The 18,464-nt window shown below is 44.4% G+C and carries 27 protein-coding genes; 1 reads left to right on the top strand and 26 read right to left on the bottom strand.

Annotated features, from left to right (window positions below; all coding sequences use genetic code 11):
- Nucleotide 1: 1 nt before the first annotated feature.
- The 10 genes from OL444_RS24145 to OL444_RS24100 form a co-directional block, all read right to left on the bottom strand.
- Nucleotides 2-1,480 carry a DUF5691 domain-containing protein gene (locus tag OL444_RS24145; RefSeq protein WP_264729267.1) on the bottom strand — a complete coding sequence of 493 codons (1,479 nt, stop codon included), beginning with the start codon at nt 1,478-1,480 and terminating at the stop codon, nt 2-4.
- A 201-nt stretch (nt 1,481-1,681) separates the two neighbouring features.
- The gene (locus tag OL444_RS24140) at nt 1,682-2,995 is read right to left on the bottom strand and encodes an SWIM zinc finger family protein (RefSeq protein ID WP_264729268.1); all 1,314 of its coding nucleotides are present in this window, start codon (nt 2,993-2,995) and stop codon (nt 1,682-1,684) included.
- A 158-nt stretch (nt 2,996-3,153) separates the two neighbouring features.
- Nucleotides 3,154-3,465, bottom strand: a complete 312-nt coding sequence (locus tag OL444_RS24135; RefSeq protein ID WP_264729269.1) for a DUF59 domain-containing protein — start codon at nt 3,463-3,465, stop codon at nt 3,154-3,156.
- A complete protein-coding gene (locus OL444_RS24130; RefSeq protein WP_264729270.1) occupies nt 3,462-3,890 on the bottom strand; it encodes a SufE family protein in 429 nt (142 codons plus the stop codon). The genes OL444_RS24135 and OL444_RS24130 overlap by 4 nt, the downstream gene beginning before the upstream one ends.
- 10 nt (nt 3,891-3,900) lie before the next feature.
- Nucleotides 3,901-5,148, bottom strand: coding sequence for an aminotransferase class V-fold PLP-dependent enzyme (locus tag OL444_RS24125; RefSeq protein ID WP_264729271.1), 1,248 nt, complete (start codon nt 5,146-5,148; stop codon nt 3,901-3,903).
- Between the two features lie 6 nt (nt 5,149-5,154).
- Nucleotides 5,155-6,474 (bottom strand): Fe-S cluster assembly protein SufD, encoded by a 1,320-nt coding sequence (gene sufD / locus OL444_RS24120; protein WP_264729272.1) that lies wholly within the window; start codon nt 6,472-6,474, stop codon nt 5,155-5,157.
- Nucleotides 6,475-6,599: 125 nt separating this feature from the next.
- Nucleotides 6,600-7,364, bottom strand: coding sequence for a Fe-S cluster assembly ATPase SufC (gene sufC, locus OL444_RS24115; protein ID WP_264729273.1), 765 nt, complete (start codon nt 7,362-7,364; stop codon nt 6,600-6,602).
- 44 nt (nt 7,365-7,408) lie between these two features.
- On the bottom strand, nt 7,409-8,854 hold the full coding sequence (gene sufB, locus OL444_RS24110; protein WP_264729274.1) for a Fe-S cluster assembly protein SufB: 1,446 nt from the start codon (nt 8,852-8,854) through the stop codon (nt 7,409-7,411).
- Between the two features lie 56 nt (nt 8,855-8,910).
- Nucleotides 8,911-9,237 carry a HesB/IscA family protein gene (locus OL444_RS24105; RefSeq protein WP_264729275.1) on the bottom strand — a complete coding sequence of 109 codons (327 nt, stop codon included), beginning with the start codon at nt 9,235-9,237 and terminating at the stop codon, nt 8,911-8,913.
- Nucleotides 9,238-9,285: 48 nt separating this feature from the next.
- Entirely contained in the window at nt 9,286-9,861 is a 576-nt protein-coding gene (locus OL444_RS24100) for an NADPH-dependent FMN reductase (protein ID WP_264729276.1), read from the bottom strand.
- Nucleotides 9,862-10,121: 260 nt separating this feature from the next.
- Between OL444_RS24100 and OL444_RS24095 the strand changes: the two genes are divergently transcribed.
- On the top strand, nt 10,122-11,345 hold the full coding sequence (locus tag OL444_RS24095) for a tyrosine-type recombinase/integrase (RefSeq protein ID WP_264729277.1): 1,224 nt from the start codon (nt 10,122-10,124) through the stop codon (nt 11,343-11,345).
- 867 nt (nt 11,346-12,212) lie between these two features.
- On the opposite strand, the gene OL444_RS24090 is transcribed toward OL444_RS24095, so the two are convergent.
- The 16 genes from OL444_RS24090 to OL444_RS24020 all read right to left on the bottom strand — a co-directional run bounded on the left by OL444_RS24090 (nt 12,213) and on the right by OL444_RS24020 (nt 18,438).
- Complete coding sequence (locus tag OL444_RS24090; RefSeq protein ID WP_264729278.1) at nt 12,213-12,563, bottom strand: hypothetical protein; 351 nt, start codon at nt 12,561-12,563, stop codon at nt 12,213-12,215.
- Nucleotides 12,560-12,883, bottom strand: coding sequence for a hypothetical protein (locus OL444_RS24085; protein ID WP_264729279.1), 324 nt, complete (start codon nt 12,881-12,883; stop codon nt 12,560-12,562). Before OL444_RS24085 ends, OL444_RS24090 begins: the two co-directional genes overlap by 4 nt.
- Nucleotides 12,884-12,915: 32 nt before the next feature.
- On the bottom strand, nt 12,916-13,296 hold the full coding sequence (locus tag OL444_RS24080; RefSeq protein ID WP_264729280.1) for a hypothetical protein: 381 nt from the start codon (nt 13,294-13,296) through the stop codon (nt 12,916-12,918).
- Nucleotides 13,286-13,525 carry a hypothetical protein gene (locus OL444_RS24075; RefSeq protein ID WP_264729281.1) on the bottom strand — a complete coding sequence of 80 codons (240 nt, stop codon included), beginning with the start codon at nt 13,523-13,525 and terminating at the stop codon, nt 13,286-13,288. Before OL444_RS24075 ends, OL444_RS24080 begins: the two co-directional genes overlap by 11 nt.
- Nucleotides 13,526-13,528: 3 nt before the next feature.
- On the bottom strand, nt 13,529-13,801 hold the full coding sequence (locus OL444_RS24070) for a hypothetical protein (protein ID WP_264729282.1): 273 nt from the start codon (nt 13,799-13,801) through the stop codon (nt 13,529-13,531).
- Nucleotides 13,798-14,073 (bottom strand): XkdD/Y8K6 family phage-associated protein, encoded by a 276-nt coding sequence (locus OL444_RS24065; RefSeq protein WP_264729283.1) that lies wholly within the window; start codon nt 14,071-14,073, stop codon nt 13,798-13,800. Before OL444_RS24065 ends, OL444_RS24070 begins: the two co-directional genes overlap by 4 nt.
- Before the next feature lie 11 nt (nt 14,074-14,084).
- Nucleotides 14,085-14,369, bottom strand: a complete 285-nt coding sequence (locus OL444_RS24060) for a hypothetical protein (protein ID WP_264729284.1) — start codon at nt 14,367-14,369, stop codon at nt 14,085-14,087.
- A 23-nt stretch (nt 14,370-14,392) separates the two neighbouring features.
- Nucleotides 14,393-14,575, bottom strand: a complete 183-nt coding sequence (locus OL444_RS24055; RefSeq protein WP_264729285.1) for a hypothetical protein — start codon at nt 14,573-14,575, stop codon at nt 14,393-14,395.
- 247 nt (nt 14,576-14,822) lie between these two features.
- Nucleotides 14,823-16,025 (bottom strand): AAA family ATPase, encoded by a 1,203-nt coding sequence (locus OL444_RS24050; RefSeq protein WP_264729286.1) that lies wholly within the window; start codon nt 16,023-16,025, stop codon nt 14,823-14,825.
- 28 nt (nt 16,026-16,053) lie between these two features.
- On the bottom strand, nt 16,054-16,458 hold the full coding sequence (locus OL444_RS24045) for a hypothetical protein (protein ID WP_264729287.1): 405 nt from the start codon (nt 16,456-16,458) through the stop codon (nt 16,054-16,056).
- Between the two features lie 46 nt (nt 16,459-16,504).
- A complete protein-coding gene (locus OL444_RS24040; protein ID WP_264729288.1) occupies nt 16,505-16,774 on the bottom strand; it encodes a hypothetical protein in 270 nt (89 codons plus the stop codon).
- A 37-nt stretch (nt 16,775-16,811) separates the two neighbouring features.
- On the bottom strand, nt 16,812-17,057 hold the full coding sequence (locus OL444_RS24035) for a helix-turn-helix domain-containing protein (protein ID WP_264729289.1): 246 nt from the start codon (nt 17,055-17,057) through the stop codon (nt 16,812-16,814).
- A 253-nt stretch (nt 17,058-17,310) separates the two neighbouring features.
- Nucleotides 17,311-17,649, bottom strand: coding sequence for a DUF6283 family protein (locus tag OL444_RS32035; RefSeq protein WP_371879039.1), 339 nt, complete (start codon nt 17,647-17,649; stop codon nt 17,311-17,313).
- Nucleotides 17,636-17,872: a hypothetical protein gene (locus OL444_RS24030; RefSeq protein ID WP_264729290.1), complete on the bottom strand. Its 237-nt coding sequence runs from the start codon at nt 17,870-17,872 to the stop codon at nt 17,636-17,638. The genes OL444_RS32035 and OL444_RS24030 overlap by 14 nt, the downstream gene beginning before the upstream one ends.
- Entirely contained in the window at nt 17,859-18,077 is a 219-nt protein-coding gene (locus OL444_RS24025) for a MarR family transcriptional regulator (protein WP_264729291.1), read from the bottom strand. Before OL444_RS24025 ends, OL444_RS24030 begins: the two co-directional genes overlap by 14 nt.
- Nucleotides 18,078-18,096: 19 nt before the next feature.
- Nucleotides 18,097-18,438 (bottom strand): hypothetical protein, encoded by a 342-nt coding sequence (locus tag OL444_RS24020; protein WP_264729292.1) that lies wholly within the window; start codon nt 18,436-18,438, stop codon nt 18,097-18,099.
- Between the last annotated feature and the right edge of the window lie 26 nt (nt 18,439-18,464).

The following is an 18,464-nucleotide window of genomic DNA, read 5'->3' as shown; positions in this document are numbered from 1 at the left end:
CTTAATTGTTTAATGGAAGTAATGATTTAAATGTATTGATAATCAGGCTTTTAGTATTTATGAGTTGTTCCAGGTGTACCCGGATGCTTTGCCAGTACCCGACCTGGTAAGCAGCGTCCGGTGCTATCTTTTCCAGCATAGGAGCGATAGCTACCGGGATCTGCAGGATGGCATTATTCATAAAAGTCTGATTGTAACTATAGGGATGCCGGGCACAGTATTGTAGTATTTTCTCGCATAGCGATAAAGACCATTCCCCGGGTTGCCGGCAGGCATGTGGTAATATGTTTTCCGCATGCAACTCAAAATGTTGTTCGCAGAGCAGCTGTTGGTCGGCTACCGGCAGCAGGGGTAATAAGTCGGTATAAAATACATCGCTGTTACGCACCAGTGCCGTGGCCCATTCCTCGTCTTCAAACCAGGCGGCGGCTCCTGCCAGGGAAGGCAGGAAAGGCTGCAGGGTTGCCTGTTCCCGGAAGAATAGTACGGTATCAGCAGGCGATTGGCTAAAATGGGTGGCCCAGTAAGCAGGATGTACCCGTTGTATCAGCTGGTCGAGAATGAAAGTGGCATCTGTCATTTGTTTATCCGGACTGAGTGGCTGGATACCGCTTTGCAACACCGCTTCCGGCAGCCGTTCAGGTAAGGCAACGGTAACAGATGTGCCGGTGACGGTAATGGCCTGCGTCAGCAGCTGCCAGTACTGTTCATGTATATCGGAACCGGGAATTTTTTTCAGCAGCAGTACGACTGTTTCTTTCACCTGTTTGCTTTTCTCCGTCAGCAGGGATTGCAGCCAGGGAATATCTGCGGCTCCTGGTTGTATATACAGGGCCGTTAGCAGTTCCGTTTTAACGGCGGCACTTTCTTTGGGCCAGGAATCCTGTAACCAGGTGCGCGCCAGATCGGGGTCGGTGCTGCGTAATGTTTTAAGGGCAGCTGTACGCTGCTGGGTGGTACCGTTTTGCCAGTATTCTTCCGGTGTCTCCGCGACCACAGAGAACCGCCAGTCGCTGTTGAACTGTGCGAGCCATTCTCCGCGTTTGCCACAGCATATAGCTACGGCGTTACGGAGGGCTTTTTGTTTAAAGGCACTGTCGAGCAACAGCGGAATGTCGTCCGGTGGCGCCAGCAGGTTTGCGGTAATACAGGCATCCAGCCATAGCTGTATCAACGGCTGGCTGTTGGTGTCCAGTGCCTGATGGAGGGCATGCCGCGCGGTATCAGGACAGTAAGCCTTGTCTTCTTCCGCACATAACGGTAAGGGTTGTACGTCGCCGGTAACCGGTTGTACGCCACTCTGCCGGTAATTAAACGCGATGGCGCCCAGCTGTAGCAGCTGGTCTTCCCGGTCGAGGGTATCGGTAGCCATGATCTTTTCCGCTGCTTCCCGGAGGACTTCCGGAAAGTCAGTAGGTTGTACCGGTTTTTTGCCGGTACCCAGTAAAGCCGTATTAATAATATGATTCCAGCACTGCATCAGCAATATTTATAAATGTTTACCACCTGTTCAGCTATGTGGATGATAGTGTAGTTGTAAATGCGTATACCTGTTTCAGGAAGATGATTTCCGGAAGATGTCCACCTGTTGTACAGGCCATTAACGATGGCTGCTGGCCTGTTCCCGGTCATCATAGCCGGAAGGTTGCCAGTATACCTGTGCTGCAAGGTGGATACCATATCAGAAAGCTTTGTATACCTGTTGATGCCATACGCCAATCGGTTCGTATTGTGTTTCCCGGCCGGTAACCGCCATATGTAACGGCGCGCCGCCGCTCAGCGACAATAGTTTCCACAGATGCGGGAACGTCTTTCGGATGGGCATCCGTTGTTGATGGCTATCCTGCAGCCACCATTGGTCCTGATGCAATACCGGTGTAAGGGATGCAATCGTATATACCTGTTCGTTATACCAGGGGAGTGCGGCGCTGGTAGCTGTTTGTGCTGCCACTACCTCCTGCCAGTTTTCAAAGCCATGGAAGGTATGGTTGCTGGTGGTGGCCGTTTGTGTTTTAAGAAGTGCCCGCAAGGGTACGGCGCCGGGATAATAGACCAGTTCCGCGTCGATGGCGGTACCCGCCGACAGGGAAGGCGGTACCACTACCTGGTTGCGCATATAAAAATGCAGGATCAGGGCCGGGCGGCCGGTGTGGATACCGTATAGCCAGTACCGTTCGGTGATGAGGCGTTCATCTTCCGTGGTTTGCTTGCCCAGTATCTGCCAGGTGTCGGTAATGCCGGGTTGTGCTTTCAGTTCTTCCTGCGACCGGTTAAATCCGATCTGGTTACGGATGTCCTGCTGCAGGCCTTCCGGTAAGCCGTGGGTATGCCGGTAGCCCTGTATGACCAGGTAAAGACGCAGCAGCTGATCCAGGAACAGGTGTTGCCATCCTTCCTGGTAAAAGTTGAGCTGACTCAGTTCCCGCAACATGCCGGCCAGTCCCGGCGCTTGCGCGTCGACCATACGCCTGGACATGTTTTCCCAGAAGGCGGCATTTTTTTCAGGGATGCCCACGATGCCATTGCGAACAATGTCTTTGATCCATAAGAGGAGATCTTCAATACCGTCCTGCACTTTTTGTTCCCGGGCGAGTTGTCGTTTGGCCTGTGCGGCTTCATCCACGGGGCGGGCAGGCTGGGTAGCCTGTATCGCTTTTTTTTCTTCTTTTTCTGTCCGTTTGGCCAGCCATTCACTGACCCATTCCGGCGGTGTTGCCTCCGCAAATAGCTGCGGTTGCCGGATGTGGAGTAGTAATAGGCCCAGGCCATGTTTGCAGGGAAATTTACGGCTGGGGCAACTGCATCGGAATGCCAGATTGCCGGTGTCTATCTGTGTCTGATAAGGTTTGCTGCCGCTTCCCTGGCATTCTCCCCACATCGCATTTTCACTGGTGCCCTTACTTACCCATTTAGCCGGATTCGCCAGGTCTTTTCCCGATTTACGGGATGAATCGTCCGGCGCCATGGCTAGCACTTGTTCTTCGGATAGGTTCAACGGATTAACGATTTAGTGCACAAAATAAAGAATTCCATAAATATAAAAAGCCAAATATCAAATAGCACTGCGCAGTGTATTTGGTATTTGGCCTGATATCTTAAACCGTGACAGCAGTGGGCCTGTGGCCGCGAAACGTCTGAAACAGCGGATCATTATCAGAGGAAACCCAGTTCAAGTCTGGCTTCTTCGCTCATCATTTCTTTTGTCCAGGGTGGGTCAAAAGTAAGGTGTACATCCACCTCAGAAACGCCTTCGATATTTCTGACTTTCTCATCTACTTCCCGGATAATATCTCCTGCTACAGGGCAACCAGGGGCGGTGAGTGTCATATCGATACCGATGCGGTTATTTTCTTTGATCTTGATTTCATATACTAATCCCAGTTCCCATATATTCACAGGAATTTCCGGATCGTATACCGTCTTGAGCTGTGCTTCTATCTGTTCTCTTAAGGTTGCTTCACTCATTGCTGGTTAATTTTTGCCTGATAAGCGATGGCATAAAGTTTCATCTGTTTCAGCATACTCAGTAACCCGTTGGAACGGGTAGGAGAGAGGTGACTGCTTAAACCGATGGCATCTATGAAAAAGATATCTGCTGCTGCAATATCCTGAGGGGTATGACCAGATAATACATAAATCATCAGGCTGATCAATCCTTTCGTAATCACCGCATCGCTGTCGCCTGTGAATACCAGTTTACCATCTTCGAGGGAGGTATGCAGCCACACGCGCGACTGGCATCCTTTGATCAGGTTTTCCGGTACTTTATGCGCTTCGTCGATGAGCGGGAGTTCTTTTCCCAGCTGGATGATATATTCGTATTTATCTTCCCAGCTACCCATCATCGCAAAATCAGCCACTATTTCTTCCTGTATTGCTTTAATCGTCATATGCTCCTGTTTACAACAGCATGGAAGCCGCTTTTTTAATACCGGCAACCAGTTTATCTATTTCTTCCTGTGTATTATAAAATGAAAGAGAGGCACGTACTGTACCGGGTATGCGGAACCAGTCCATCAGCGGTTCGGTACAATGGTGACCTGTTCTTACGGCAATACCTTGCTGGTCCAGTATCTCTCCCATATCAAAAGGATGGATATCATGTACCAGGAAAGAGATGGCGCCGCTTCTGGCAGCAGCATCCCCGATAAAACGAATGCCTTCAATTTCGCGGAGCGATTGCAGGGCATACGTCATCAGTTCTTCTTCCCACTGCCGGATTTTTTCAAATCCTGTTTTTTCGAGGTAGTCGATACCGGTTGCCAGGGCTATACAGCCGGCAATATTAGGGGTACCCGCCTCAAATTTATAAGGAAGTTCGTTATAGATCGTTTTGGCAAAAGTGACTGTTTTGATCATATCACCACCACCCTGGTAAGGCGGCAGTTTGTTCAGCCACTCTGTGGTGCCATACAATACACCTGTACCGGTAGGACCATAAATTTTATGTCCGGAAAATACGAGAAAATCCGGTTGGAGGGCTTGTACATCTATCCGGATATGCTGAATCGCCTGGGCGGCATCCAGCAGTACTGGTATATTCCGTGCATGCGCCAGCGCTATAATATCTGCTACCGGGTTAATGGTACCCATGGTATTGGATACATAGGTAACCGCCACTATTTTTACCGTTTCATCCAGCAGTGCTTCGTAGGCTTCCATTTCCAGCTCGCCCCGTTCATTGATGGGGATCACTTTCAGGGTCGCGCCGGTATCTTCACAGGCCATTTGCCAGGGCACAATATTGCTATGGTGTTCCATGGCAGAAATGATCACGGTATCGCCGGCTTTCAGGACACGGCGTGCCATGGCATTGGCTACCAGATTAATACCGTCTGTAGTGCCTTTGGTGAAGATGACCTCATGAGCGTGTGCGGCATTGATATATGCTGCTACCCGGTGACGGGCTTTCTCATAGGCATCCGTAGCTATCTGGCTCAGCTGGTGTACACCGCGGTGTACATTGCTGTTGTAAGTCCGGTAATAGTTGGCTTCGGCATCTATTACTACCTGTGGTTTCTGCGTGGTAGCCCCGTTATCGAGGTATACCAGCTGTTTGCCGTGCACCTTTTGCTGCAGGATCGGAAAGTCTTTCCGGATCTGCATAACATCCAGGGCGGCGGGTATTGTGTTAGTAATAGGTTCCATGATGGTTTAGTTATTCATGATCTCTGCAATCTGCTCCTGCAGGTAATGTTGCAGGGCAGGAATTTTCACGGCGTCGGTAATATCGTGAGAGAAAGCGTTCACCATCAGGGCTTTCGCTGCATCTTCACCGATACCACGGGAACGCAGGTAAAACATGGATTCTTCGCTGAACTGGCCGGCGGTAAAACCATGGCTGCATTTTACATCATCGGCATATATTTCCAGCTGAGGCTGGGAGTTGATATCTGCTTTGGTGCCCAGCAACAGGTTATTGTTTTGCTGGAATGCATTTGTTTTCTGTGCTTCCTGGTGTACCAGGATTCTGCCGGTAAATACACCATTGGCATTGTCCAGCAGTACGCCTTTGTACAACTCATTACTGTTGCAGTTAGGCATGATGTGATCCATAAAGGTATGGTTATCTACATGCTGGTTTTTGTTGCTGATATATAAACCGTTCAGGTTTGTTTCTGTATAGCTGCCGTTGAGGGCCACACTCAGGTTATTACGGGTAAACGGTGTGCCGGGCAGGGTAAAGTTGAAATGATGGTAACGGCTGTTGTTGTATTGCTGCGCTGCAGTGGTATGTACTTCGCGGAAACCTTCGTCTCCCTGTTGTACATTGTAGTGCCACAGTTCTGCATTTTCTTCTATCACAGTTTCCAGTACGCTGTTGGCAAATGCCACGGCAGCTGTACCGTTGTGTACAGACGTTTCAATGATGGTAGCCGCTGCATTTTTATGCAGTACCCACAGATGGCGGGGCTGAATAAATGCATGGTTTGCCGCCGTATATACGTTCACGATATGCACCGGTTTATCAATCACGGCATTGGCTGCCAGTTCAATATACAGGCCATCCGCGAAGAGGGCGGTATTCAGGCTGGCCAGTGATTCGTTGGCCAGGTGTGGTTGTTTGTTGAAATAGCTGGTGAAACCTGCAGCATCGGTATGTGCGCTCATGGCGCCGATGGTGATACCTTTACCGGATGGCAGGGTAGAAGCGGCCGCCTGCAGGTGACCATTTACCAATACAACGGTATAGCAATCCAGTCCCGGAATAGCTGTTTTTTCAACCAGCGTTGCAGGAACGGGGGAAGCAGTCACTTGTAATTCGTAAGGATACTCTTTCAGGTAACGCTGAATATTGGTATAGCGCCACGCTTCTGTTTTCAGTGTGGGAAGACCTAATGCTGAAAAGCGGTCCAGAGCCTGGCGGCGGATGTCTTGCAGTATATCCTGAACCGGACACGCTGCCTGTGCCGACAGTGCGTTTACATCTTCTGTTAACGCCTGGTAAAAAGGTATTGTTATATCACTTGTCATAATAATTCCTAACTAATTTTAACTACGGTTATTTTAGACGAATTACGGACCTGGGTGTAGACAGTGCAGGTCGTTTTCCCGAACATCTACCCACAACCCCGCCATTCATAATACGTAATTATTACTTATACTGATTCTTTCAAATGGAGCTCTTCCTTCAGCCAGTCGTAGCCTCTTTCCTCCAGTTCCAGTGCCAGTTCTTTGGTACCTGTTTTAATGATACGGCCATTGTATAAAACGTGGACAAAGTCAGGTACAATATATTCCAGTAAACGCTGATAGTGGGTAATTACTACGAAGGATTTTTCTGCATCCCGTAATTTGTTGACGCCATTGGAAACAATACGGAGGGCGTCGATATCCAGACCGGAATCTGTTTCATCCAGGATGGCCAGCTGCGGATCCAGCATCGCCAGCTGAAATATTTCGTTACGTTTCTTTTCACCACCGCTGAATCCTTCGTTCAGGGAACGATTCATCAGGTTGGAATGAAAATCAACCAGTTCTTGTTTTTCTTTGGTGAGTTTCAGGAACTCTCTTGCTTCCAGCGCCGGCATTCCTTTATAGGCTCTGATTTCATTCAGGGCAGTTTTCAGGAAGTTGAGGTTGGATACACCTGGTATTTCTACCGGGTATTGGAAAGCGAGAAATACGCCTTCACGCGCGCGGTCTTCTGGCGACAAATCCAGCAGATTTTTACCATTGAACCATACTTCCCCTTCGGTAACAGTATAGTTATCACGACCCGCTAAAACAGAGGCCAGCGAGCTTTTGCCGGAACCGTTAGGTCCCATGATGGCATGCATCTCACCTTTGTTTATTTCGAGGTTAATGCCTTTCAGAATTTTTTTCCCTTCTACCTCTGCGTGCAGATTTTTAATCGTCAGCATGATTGTTATATTTCGTTCTGTATGTAGTTAATTGGATAAACGAATTATCCAACGCTTCCTTCAAGTGTTATAGATAAGAGTTTCTGTGCTTCCACGGCAAATTCCATGGGCAGTTGGTTCAATACTTCCTTCACGTAACCGTTTACGATCAGCGCTACTGCTTTTTCGCTGTCGATACCGCGTTGATTCAGGTAGAAGATCTGATCTTCTCCGATTTTCGAAGTGGTGGCTTCGTGTTCGATCATCGCTGTTTTATTGCGTGATTCGATGTAAGGGAAAGTATGGGAACCGCATTGGTTACCGATCAGCAGGGAATCGCACTGCGTAAAGTTACGGGCATTGTCTGCACGCGGCCCTACGGCTACCAGTCCACGGTAACTGTTGTCACCACGGCCTGCGGAAATTCCTTTGGAGATAATACGGCTTTTGGTGCCTTTACCGATATGGTGGATTTTGGTACCGGTATCTGCAATCTGCTTGTTACGTACCACGGCTACAGAATAGAATTCCCCTTCGGAGTAATCTCCCTGAAGGATAACGCTGGGGTATTTCCAGGTGATCGCGGAGCCGGTTTCTACCTGTGTCCAGGAGATCTTGCTGGCATTACCTTTACAGATACCACGTTTGGTAACGAAGTTGTAAATACCACCTTTACCGTCTTTATCACCAGGGTACCAGTTCTGTACCGTAGAGTATTTGATCTCTGCATGTTCCATGGCAACGAGTTCCACTACTGCGGCATGCAGCTGGTTTTCGTCGCGCATCGGAGCGGTACAGCCTTCCAGATAACTTACATAGCTGTTGTCGTCTGCAATGATAAGGGTACGTTCAAACTGGCCGGTGTTCTGGGCATTGATACGGAAGTAAGTGCTCAGTTCCATCGGGCAGCGTACGCCTTTGGGAATATATACAAATGAACCGTCGGAGAAAACCGCCGCGTTCAAGGCAGCAAAAATATTGTCGGAGTGAGGTACCACACTACCCAGGTATTTTTTTACCAGTTCAGGATATTCCTGTACGGCTTCCCCGAAAGAGCAGAAAATAACGCCCATTTCTTTCAGTTTGCCTTTGAAGGTAGTGGCTACGGAAACGCTGTCGAAAACGGCATCTACGGCTACGCCGGTCAATGCTTTCTGTTCATTCAGCGGAATCCCTAATTTTTCAAAAGTGGCCAACAGTTCCGGATCTACTTCATCCAGGCTGTTTAATTGTTTCTTTTTACGGGGTGCGGCATAGTAGGAGAGCGCCTGGAGGTCCAGTTGCGGCATCTCAAAATGCTGCCATTTCGGGAATTGCATTTTATTAAACGCTGCAAATCCTTTCAAACGCCATTCCAGCAGCCATTCCGGCTCATTCTTTTTCGCGGAAATAAAACGGATGATATCTTCATTCAGCCCGGGAGGAGCTATATCCATTTCAATGTCGGTGCTAAAGCCAAACTCATATTCCCTGGTGGCTATATCATCTATTATCTCGTTACTGTTGATCATATCAATGTTGAAATTTTGAGATGTCCGGTGCTGATATCAGCGCCCGCGAATCCTCTTTATACTGCAAAACTTTCACCACAGCTACATGTTCTGGTAGCATTCGGATTGTTAAAGTAAAGGCCTTTTCCATTCAGGCCATCGGAGTAATCCAGTTCTGTACCATACAGGTACAGCAGACTTTTCATCTGTACTACTACTTTCACACCTTTATCTTCAAAAATCTGGTCGCCCTCTTCTTCTGTTGCTTCAAACTTCATCACATATTCGAGGCCGGAACATCCACCACCTTTAACACCCACACGAACAAAAGTGCCGGGAGCATGGTGTTCTTTCTCCATCAGTGTTTTGATATATTCTCCTGCTTTTTCTGAAACGGTTATCATATCAGCAATATTTAAAATAACTCAGGCCGGTAACCCGGCAAATATTGTTTAGCTCCTTTCTTCCATACCAGCTGCTACGTGGGATTTCGCCGCACAAAGCAATTGTACCATGGTATCTAGTTTGTTTTGGTAAAACGCTGTAAACCCGCTGGTTTGCGGGTCATAAAGGTTGTCTTTCAATATGGGCAAAGAATAGGGTAGTACCCATGCTCTTAAAGCCTTTGCCACTGCATCCATTGCGTTGATCCCCTGCATGGCCTGTGTGCCGTCTGCCCAGGAGAGCAAAGCTACAACCTTTCCTGATAAATATGGTCGCTTGTATTTGCTGGTCAGTTCCAGCCAATCCAAGCAGTTTTTCATGGCTCCGGTCATACTGCCGTGATATAATGGCGTCATCCAGATATGTAACTCAGCTTTACAAAATGCCTCACACATAGCTTTCACGGCGGGAGGCTGATTGGCCGGATCATGTTGTTCAAAGAACGGAACCTGGTGATCTCCCAGGCTAAATATCTCAGGTGTAAAACCCTCTTTTTTGAATTGTTCCTCCAGGTACGTAGCCAGCCTATTGGAGGTGGCATAAGGGCGGTTATCTATTGAACCGTTAAATATGAGTACATTCATCAATGCCTATGATTTAGAGATTCAAAAAGTTGTGAGATTTGTAATAAGAAAATGATGTCTCAAAATCATAGAAATCTCAGAATCTTTCTTCAGCTTCCACAAAATTACGATATTTGAGAATAAAACAAGTAATAACTTGGAAAATTCCTGAGAATCGCGGCAAATAAGGGGTTAAAATTTTAGGTTGTCAATTTCATATAATTCATAAAAAGCCCTAAATCAACATAAAAACTTATCTTTTAGTCATAAAATTAGTCATAATGTTCACATGGTCAAACGGGTATGTCTACTTCTCATTTTATTGTGATGACGCCAGGTGTAGGACATCCATAGGCATTCAGATTAGCAAAGATAATTATACAAAGGGTAAAATACCAAGTATCGCGACAATTAAGATGTCTCGAATAAAAAGTGCTGTTGATGAGCATATTAATATATGTACAGCATTGAAGAAGAAAATACTTAAAAATGATATTAAAAGTATTGTTGATGTAATTTTGGACCGGAAAGATATTGTAACCTCAACCTTTCTTGACGACTGGGACAGTATGATAGAGCAGATGAAAACCGGTGAACTATTAATAAGGCGTACCAAAAAAAGATACAAGCCAGGAACAATAGATAGATATACCGATAACAAAGTCAGGATAAAACAGTTTTCGAGTGACAAAAAAGTTAAACTTGAATACGAATGCATTGATAAACAATGGATTGAAAAATGGTTTAGCTGGTCAGTGGCTCAGAAATATTCACAAAATACCATATGTCTTATAACGGCTCAATTAAGATTCTTTTTATCAATCACTTTTGACCGGGGAATACATGAGAATGCTATTTTTAAGTCGGCGTTACTATATCAGAGTCAAGAAGAGGTCGATGCAGTAGCGTTGACTGAGGAAGAAATTAAAAAAATTTACGATCTTAATTTAAAGGGAGCAAAAGCAAGGGCACGAGATATTTTTGTGTTTGGATGTTATGTAGGCCTTCGAGTAGATGACCTGAACAAAATAAATAATTACCACTTGGTAGGGGACCATTTCGAGTTTTTTACTGATAAATCGAGTAAAAAAGTAACAATCCCATTACATTGGATTGCAGCGAGTATTTACCATAAGTATAAAGGTAAACTACCTGTTTATGGCTCTCGCAGCTCACTTAGGCCTCATTTATCGGATCTGTGTAGCAGGGCGGGTATCTCTGAACAGATACTAATTGTTTGTACTAAGGGCGGGGTTACTGAGGGAAATTATTATGCTAAACATGACCTCGTTTCCTCCCACACGATGCGCAGGTCATTTGCAACAAATGCAGTCCTGGCAGGTATACCCGATCGCCAAATAATGTTAGTGACCGGGCATACAACAACCGAAAGTTTTAACAGATATGTAAAGATAAGTGATGAACAGACTTTGCAGCTGCTAAAGTCGCAGGCATGGTTTAAAGTTCCTCAACAAACTCTAGTATCCGAGATCGATGATAAATAAAAACTTTTCGCCCTCTATTATCGGAATTGCCAAGGGGCTTCTCTTTGCTGTTTAACGCTTTAAAATGATACCCTGTTATAAGCCCATTGCTGCGGTATGTCTGGAGCATACGCTTACTAAATGGCAGCTCGGCTAATAGTTTTTCTTCTGTAATCCATTCACAAATGGAAAAGTTTGTAATTGTAAGCAATTCCTTCGCCAGGGCTCTTGCTAGTTGTTTGGTCTCACTTTTCATACTCACGTTTTCACCCTCACAGGGATTGTTTACTATTTCAATATCTCGCGGATCTTACGGAGATTCTCCAGTGGGATACCGGTATTGCCATATGGCATTATCCTAGTTCGGATCTCGTCTTCAAGCATGTACCTTTCCTGTATTTCTTCCGGCTCTTTGCTCGTCAGGTATAGCTGTACTGATGTTCTTTCTTCTTTTAGGGAATCAACCAAATATCGTGATCTTTTATTCCCTTCTACTGTGAAAAACGTTCTGACAACTTTGCTTACTATTCGTTTGTGACATGAGCTAAGGTATAATACCTGCCCTGTTTTTAAGTTGTTCCCCATTTTTTTCCGGATATCGGAGCCGGCGCGATTATAGATTATCAGGAATTGGATGGTTCTCGTAATACCCACCTGGTACCTCAATAAGACATGGGCGCCAATGAGTGTAAATTTCGTCATCCCCATTATTATTGGCAATTGGCCGTATAGTACCTTTCGGAATGAACTGTTCAGGATCATCTGTAACCTCTATGGCCCAATGGGCGTATGGGACATGATCTGCAAATGAAACATATCCATTAATGGCCGGTTCAACTGGATTGTAATAACAGTGAACTGCTAAAACCAGGTCGTACGTTAATTTTGTCATTTGCTGCCGGTATCGGTACCCGGTTCCGTTTTGTCGTCAGTACAGTGTAAATTTCTGGCGCCCTCTATGCGTTGTAGGCGATCTATCTCGGCCGCGATCAATGCACCTGCTTTTGCCAGTTCTTTGATGCGATCGCATGGCTTAAACCCATCATTATTAGGACCAAGCCACGGCCAGCCCAATGGAGGAAAATTATTTGCTGGTCTATATATTGGCGACATGCAATAACACATCGCAGCATCAGCCAATTCACCTACATGATGACAGTCGTCATGTTCAGTAGTAAAGCCTTCCTCATTGACCTGTCGCCTTCTTTCTGCAGCGATAATTTCTATTCCTGTTTTCATCTTTCTCCGGCCTCCCCTCCTGTTAATGGTGGGATAAGCCCACGCTCCTCCATCTCATAATGACAGTTATCATTCCATAACTGATATTCTTCTGACTCCTCCGTACCTAGATAATTGGAGAAGTAGGCGTATTTATACATTGTTGCCATGTGTTTGACAGCAATCCTGGCAGACGGTATAAAAGATACAATGTCCTTATGCATCTGTTTATTTATTTTTGGATAGCCTTCCTTGCCATAATACATATCCCATGCATCTTCCCAACGGTCTTTCGCCATTTCCTTCGCAATTTGTCTAATCAGTTCTTCGTGCTGATTCATTTTATCCTCCTATTTTTAGTTTATTTGCAGAATTAAGTTTTGGTCTCCTTGCTTGTGGTATTGTTAATGAAATCTCTCCATTCACACAATGCATTGCTATGTGCAAACGCATTCGCTTTGTCTCCGTATTGCAAATGAATGCTCATTAATTCATCATACAGCTTTTGCCCAATCCGGGTTGTTTGTTCCAGCATAAATTGAGCTGTATCTCGCTCATTAATCGCCATGTTTTCGTAAATGCGGGCATCATCTCGCTCGCTTATGATGGCTGACATATCCTGCGATATGTATTCCATAATCGCGCCTTCAAAAACATTCGCATCAGTAATGCCAGCATCTTGATCATCCCAACAGGTGATTTGATGAGAATGTTTTTTAAATATTTCTTCCGGCGTTAGATTCTTACTGTTCATTTGTTACCTCCTTTTCTCCACATATGGAACACGCATAATGAGCAATTATATTATCAAAACCTATTATAGGTTGGAAGTAATGCCCAATAATATCGCATGAATTTTTCAGGAACCATTGTTCAAATGTAAGTGGAGTATATCCCCATCCTTTTTCCTGTACATTCATGGCTTGTGCTACTGCTGCATTCCATGCATCGTTCATGAATCCTTTCAATTGATCTGTTGTCATACTTTATATTTTTTCAATTTCTTGTTTCACCTGTTGCCAGTATTCCTCAGACGGTTGATATACAACTTTAAACCCCCTTAATGGGAACGGGTAAGGTTCTTTTATTGCTTCAACAGGATTAGCCTTTATGATTTCATCAACGCATAGCATTGCAGCTTGTTTGGCGAAATACATTTCTGTTTTCTCCTGTTCGGAATAATCATCGTCTGGTAGTCCACTGTTTGTATAAAGGCCAAAATCTTCTACTAAATTGTTCGCTTTTTCTGTAGGTGTCATTGTTTTAGTTTATCGAGTAAGGAAATAGCGGTTTCAGGTACATGGCCGTCTCCAATAGCATCCTTTATGCGAGATACACATTCACTCAACGCATCCAACAAATTAGGAGCCTCAGCACATAATTTAGCGTTGTTTTCTGCCTGTTCCTGTCCTACCTCTTCTGCATTCAGTAAATCGTTTCCGGCATCATAAAAAGGGAGATCTTTAATAGCTATAAATAGACCATAGTCTACCGGATACCATGGCTCCGGTGTAAATTTATTTTCACTCATATTATAGGTATTTATTCATAAATACTTGGTGTTACTGTTACAAATGGTTCGCCTTCCGGACGCTTGCCATCTACATAAGTTAGGTGACAACGTATCTCTTTTGATCCATATTCATAGATGGATTTCAATCCCAGGCGGTTACAGATGCGGGCAGCCTGCGCATAGTAGTTGCCCCTCATCTCCTTGTTGAATATTCCGATCTTTTTAAAGTGGCTATAGGGGAAAAATTCTTGCATGAACCGTTTTAATAACTGCGGGTCTTTTCCGCCAAATTTTAATTCTTCTTCCGATAACATATTATGTTTGTTTAACTGTAATTTTAGTTTTCAATATTAAAAAACTCCGGATAGGCCTCAATGAGCAATTCGTATTCGGATTCGATAACATCGATTTTATCGTTGAGGAAATACAGCTCTTCCTCCAACTTATTCCTGTCAATGCATAGCTCTTCCTTTCTATCTTTTAGCTGTTTGGCCCTTGCCAGTACTTCTTTTTTGTTCATGATTTTTGATTTGGTATCAATGCCTGATATCTTTCTCTAAAGGTTTCATCCTGGGATGACCGGAATGATATATGGAGGCCATCCGGTGTATCCTTCTTTTCGTCTATAACCGTCCCATTTTCATGGCGATGTTCTTGCAGGAACCATTCAGATGCAGCTTTTTTAGCGGAAAAATAATCAGGGTGTTGGTATATAATGCTTTTATCACTTTTCATACATCACAATGCCAGGTACGGCCCGGCGCCGGTTAAACCGAAATCTTGCTTAATGATTTTGCGTATAGGGCATCAAGCGCGCCATATGGATCGTTTTTATGCGAAATACATATCTCTTGAACATCGGACATAGGTATTTCACTGTCCAAATTGAATTTCATATTCTCACCGAAAAACTGAGATATGTAGTAAGACACTTCTTCCGCTGATGGGTATGTGATATGTATTTTCATATCACACCGGCCAGTTCGAAGTAACGCAGGATCCAGCGTATCTATATGGTTTGTGGTTATGCATGTGATTAGCCCATCACGGTAAAATGCTCCATCGGTGCAGTTTAATAGTGCGGAAAAAGATACCTTGCATTTACTTTGCCGACCATTGAATGCTGCGTCAACATCCTCAAGCAGTAGAATAGATCCGCTCGGAATTTGTTGAAATGCTGTTTGTAGTGCAAAGTCATCTGCCAGGCTATTTATGTTTATCACATATACATCTGCATCCAGATATGAGGCTATTGCCAACGATAGAGATGTCTTCCCGGTGCCGGGAGGGCCATAAAAACAGTATGTCCTTTTGTATGGTATCGCGTTGTCTGTATACCATTTCCTACCACCCTTAAATTCGTCGACATCATTTATAATTTTCGCTTTCACACCGGCATCTATAATTACTTTGGTTAACGGCTTTACAGTTATTGTGCTGTTATAATCATAATATCCATTGGTATGATGGGTCTTAATTGTTACAGCATTAACAGGTAGATGCTTATAGTATGACTGCTTTGCCTCTTCCAGTAAATTTGTTATAGCATCTCGACCTTTAATGGCAGAAATTATATATTCATGGGCAAACAATGAACGGAAATTCTCCGCATGTTCTATGTTCTGACGTCGTTTTTCAATTAACACCCACTTGCCAGCATATCTCACCGTGAAAATATTGGGTGCACTTTTGAAGATAATTTTGGGCATCCTGTTCGCTTTTGTTTCATCAAAAGCAGCATGCACATCCCGGTGGTTGGCAGCAAATCTATCGAACAACCATTTTTCCAGTACAAAAAAAAGAGATTCATAATCCGGCACTCGTGCAGTAAAAACAACTCGTGCTAATATCTTCTTACGAATAAAATCAAATGCCTTGACCGGAATATCTTTTATAGTGTAGGCAATCGCCCCCATGGATGCCACCAGGACCACCGAAATGGCCGGGTTTTTTAATATTTCATCAAACATCACAAATCGATGCCAGTTCCATGGCCGGTTAATATCGTTTATTCAATTTTTTGTTTGCCTCCTTTGCTGATATTTTACCTTCATTCAAGCACGAAATAATCATGTTTGCTTTGGCGATGGCCTCAGTTCGGAAAAATAAAAGGAACGGAGGGAGGATGTCTTTTGCACCGTTTTTACCCTTTATAACCCATATCCATAGCGGTTCTTCGTTTCTCATGAATCTATATGTATAAGATTCGTAGGGGCACATCTGACCAAGTTCCGAAGTGGTGTAAGCAGGCGCTATTGCATCACAATGCTGGCCATAATGTATTTCTCCTGTAGATAGATGCCAAAATAATGGTGCGCCCGTAATGCCTAAATTGGCTAATCTTTTGCCTTGATCGGGAGTGCACACTTGATGATCTAACCTCATGGTTTGTTTTTCTTCCAATATGTACAGGCTTTTTTACAACATTTTACGGGAAACCGTAATTAGATCAAATCGACATAATGCGGCCGTCCTCCTCGCCAGGTAACCACTTTTTAAGCTTGGCAATCTTCTTTTCGTAGCCGGCAATTTTCTTTTGGGCGATACTCGCTGCTATTTTTTCAGCTGCTTCTTTGGTTTCATTCCAGTAATTACAGCCTACATAAACGGAAGACCCGTTTACCATCACTCTTACCCCAGGCGGATAATGATTGATTAATTCACACTCAACAATTCCTAACGTTTCTAGGTATTTAGTAATGAATACTTTTTTGCTCATAGTTAATGTGCCGGTAACCGACCGGCGGCGGGCTTATTTAAATGAAAGTGATGATAGCTGTTTGGTTGATAAGTGTATCTATCTTGACTTTGTAGAAGTCTGAAATCCGAATTACTTCACTTACAGATGGAGGCATTCGGCCTTCTTCCAAATCAGCATACCTTTTTATGCTTCGCAATCCAACTTCCTTAGATGCTTCAATTGCAGAAAGGCCCTTTTCATTTCGGAGGAGACGAATATTTCTTCTGAATACCAGATAGTATTCCGGATTTTTTTCTTTCATACAACTAATTGATATTATGTTTTTCAAACCAGTTGCAGGTGGCAGATTTCTTTATGGCAAAACCTCCTAAGCCGCACCGCAAGTCTGTTTCTTTTCTCCAGATACCAAAAGAGGTTTTCTCCTCTGTAAACTTACTGGTGTAGTGCCGGCAGATTCCACATGTATTTGGTACCGGACTTGGAATATATCCCTGCGCATCTTTTGCTTGTTGTACTTTACTCATCGCTATATTTTTTGACTACTGTAATGGTTTTTAATGTTTTGGGAGGGTATCTTCAAACCGGCTATGCTGTTCGCCAATAAGCCGGATTTTAGATACATTGGTGCAGTTCATGAATCGAAACCGAAGCCATATGTTATTCCCTGGCCCCAACTGGTTGTGAAGCCAGCCAATACAATAATCTTCCCGTCCAACTTGTGATTCGTGACACGCCATTGCTCTGGTGCTGGTAAATCCCCCTTTTGAAATAGTGCAGGATAGTGCCTCATGTTTTTCTTTACTGTACCCGTTTGGTATTTTGTTTGGGTTGGTATTTACTCGCCAAGGGCATTTTGCACACTGCTTAATTCGACGTAACTCAAATTTCTCCATCATGTCCCGTCTCCAGCTCCGGTGCTATTACCAGGGTAGAACCGGTAACATAGTTGTCGGAAAAAAGTCCAACTTTTACCAGGCCGGCGCCAGGCACTTCTATAATGCCTATTGTCTTTTTGCCGGCGGATGATCCGTGGGCGCCTGCAATCAGCTCATCGAATTTTTCTTTCAGCAATTCGCCGGATATGTTTTCCAGCTGCATGAACTCATTTTTCACCATGTGTATGTTTTTTAAAATTGTTAAACTTGTATTTGCCGGCATCTCTGGTTACGTCTCCAGCTTTAACCAGGGCCTTTAATGATGGGTATGCCCACTGTGAGCCTTTATCTCTGGTAATGCCGAAATGTTCGGCGATGTCAGTTGGTGTGTGCCATCCCGGATTTAGTTTTAAGTACTCCAGAACGGCCTGTTGTTTTTCTGTCATAGCATATGGATCTTTTAGTTTACCCAAAGTACATAGTTTCGTTTTTTTCAAAGGCGGATATGCATCCTTTAATAAATACTATTGTCCTTTCGTGCATATCGTCAGATAACGAAGGGAGTAAGTCGGTCAGATCATCAGCAACTTTTTTACATTCATCTGGTGTTAATTCTCCATCACAGTCAGAATGAGATAAAAGTATTTGGAGTCCTTCTTTTTCAATAGAAGCTAATGGCTTGTTTCCATTATATCCTTCATACTTTCTTAGATCTCCCAGTTGCGCCTTTTCTGCGATTGTTGTTCTCCACCGCATGAAATAGGAGTAAGGGCCATGCCATGCACCATGTGAAATGTCTAATCCCATAATCTTTATTCTGCCCTTCCGGGCCG

Source organism: Chitinophaga nivalis (genome assembly GCF_025989125.1).
GTDB classification, from domain to species: domain Bacteria; phylum Bacteroidota; class Bacteroidia; order Chitinophagales; family Chitinophagaceae; genus Chitinophaga; species Chitinophaga nivalis.
This window is presented reverse-complemented; position numbering and strand designations above follow the sequence as displayed.

What these genes read in the sequence shown, in the direction of transcription:
- OL444_RS24050 (WP_264729286.1), bottom strand. Translation starts at nt 16,025, where the DNA reads ATGTTTGATGAAATATTAAAAAACCCGGCCATTTCGGTGGTCCTGGTG.
- OL444_RS24075 (WP_264729281.1), bottom strand. Translation starts at nt 13,525, where the DNA reads ATGACAACAGATCAATTGAAAGGATTCATGAACGATGCATGGAATGCA.
- OL444_RS24020 (WP_264729292.1), bottom strand. Translation starts at nt 18,438, where the DNA reads ATGGGATTAGACATTTCACATGGTGCATGGCATGGCCCTTACTCCTAT.
- sufB (WP_264729274.1), bottom strand. Translation starts at nt 8,854, where the DNA reads ATGATCAACAGTAACGAGATAATAGATGATATAGCCACCAGGGAATAT.
- OL444_RS24030 (WP_264729290.1), bottom strand. Translation starts at nt 17,872, where the DNA reads ATGGTGAAAAATGAGTTCATGCAGCTGGAAAACATATCCGGCGAATTG.
- OL444_RS24095 (WP_264729277.1), top strand. Translation starts at nt 10,122, where the DNA reads ATGTTCACATGGTCAAACGGGTATGTCTACTTCTCATTTTATTGTGAT.
- OL444_RS32035 (WP_371879039.1), bottom strand. Translation starts at nt 17,649, where the DNA reads ATGGAGAAATTTGAGTTACGTCGAATTAAGCAGTGTGCAAAATGCCCT.
- OL444_RS24025 (WP_264729291.1), bottom strand. Translation starts at nt 18,077, where the DNA reads ATGACAGAAAAACAACAGGCCGTTCTGGAGTACTTAAAACTAAATCCG.
- OL444_RS24060 (WP_264729284.1), bottom strand. Translation starts at nt 14,369, where the DNA reads ATGTTATCGGAAGAAGAATTAAAATTTGGCGGAAAAGACCCGCAGTTA.
- OL444_RS24090 (WP_264729278.1), bottom strand. Translation starts at nt 12,563, where the DNA reads ATGAAAACAGGAATAGAAATTATCGCTGCAGAAAGAAGGCGACAGGTC.
- OL444_RS24145 (WP_264729267.1), bottom strand. Translation starts at nt 1,480, where the DNA reads ATGCAGTGCTGGAATCATATTATTAATACGGCTTTACTGGGTACCGGC.
- OL444_RS24035 (WP_264729289.1), bottom strand. Translation starts at nt 17,057, where the DNA reads ATGAAAGAAAAAAATCCGGAATACTATCTGGTATTCAGAAGAAATATT.
- OL444_RS24085 (WP_264729279.1), bottom strand. Translation starts at nt 12,883, where the DNA reads ATGAATCAGCACGAAGAACTGATTAGACAAATTGCGAAGGAAATGGCG.
- OL444_RS24135 (WP_264729269.1), bottom strand. Translation starts at nt 3,465, where the DNA reads ATGAGTGAAGCAACCTTAAGAGAACAGATAGAAGCACAGCTCAAGACG.
- OL444_RS24125 (WP_264729271.1), bottom strand. Translation starts at nt 5,148, where the DNA reads ATGGAACCTATTACTAACACAATACCCGCCGCCCTGGATGTTATGCAG.
- OL444_RS24070 (WP_264729282.1), bottom strand. Translation starts at nt 13,801, where the DNA reads ATGACACCTACAGAAAAAGCGAACAATTTAGTAGAAGATTTTGGCCTT.
- sufC (WP_264729273.1), bottom strand. Translation starts at nt 7,364, where the DNA reads ATGCTGACGATTAAAAATCTGCACGCAGAGGTAGAAGGGAAAAAAATT.
- OL444_RS24100 (WP_264729276.1), bottom strand. Translation starts at nt 9,861, where the DNA reads ATGAATGTACTCATATTTAACGGTTCAATAGATAACCGCCCTTATGCC.
- OL444_RS24130 (WP_264729270.1), bottom strand. Translation starts at nt 3,890, where the DNA reads ATGACGATTAAAGCAATACAGGAAGAAATAGTGGCTGATTTTGCGATG.
- OL444_RS24065 (WP_264729283.1), bottom strand. Translation starts at nt 14,073, where the DNA reads ATGAGTGAAAATAAATTTACACCGGAGCCATGGTATCCGGTAGACTAT.
- OL444_RS24080 (WP_264729280.1), bottom strand. Translation starts at nt 13,296, where the DNA reads ATGAACAGTAAGAATCTAACGCCGGAAGAAATATTTAAAAAACATTCT.
- OL444_RS24055 (WP_264729285.1), bottom strand. Translation starts at nt 14,575, where the DNA reads ATGAACAAAAAAGAAGTACTGGCAAGGGCCAAACAGCTAAAAGATAGA.
- OL444_RS24040 (WP_264729288.1), bottom strand. Translation starts at nt 16,774, where the DNA reads ATGAGCAAAAAAGTATTCATTACTAAATACCTAGAAACGTTAGGAATT.
- OL444_RS24105 (WP_264729275.1), bottom strand. Translation starts at nt 9,237, where the DNA reads ATGATAACCGTTTCAGAAAAAGCAGGAGAATATATCAAAACACTGATG.
- sufD (WP_264729272.1), bottom strand. Translation starts at nt 6,474, where the DNA reads ATGACAAGTGATATAACAATACCTTTTTACCAGGCGTTAACAGAAGAT.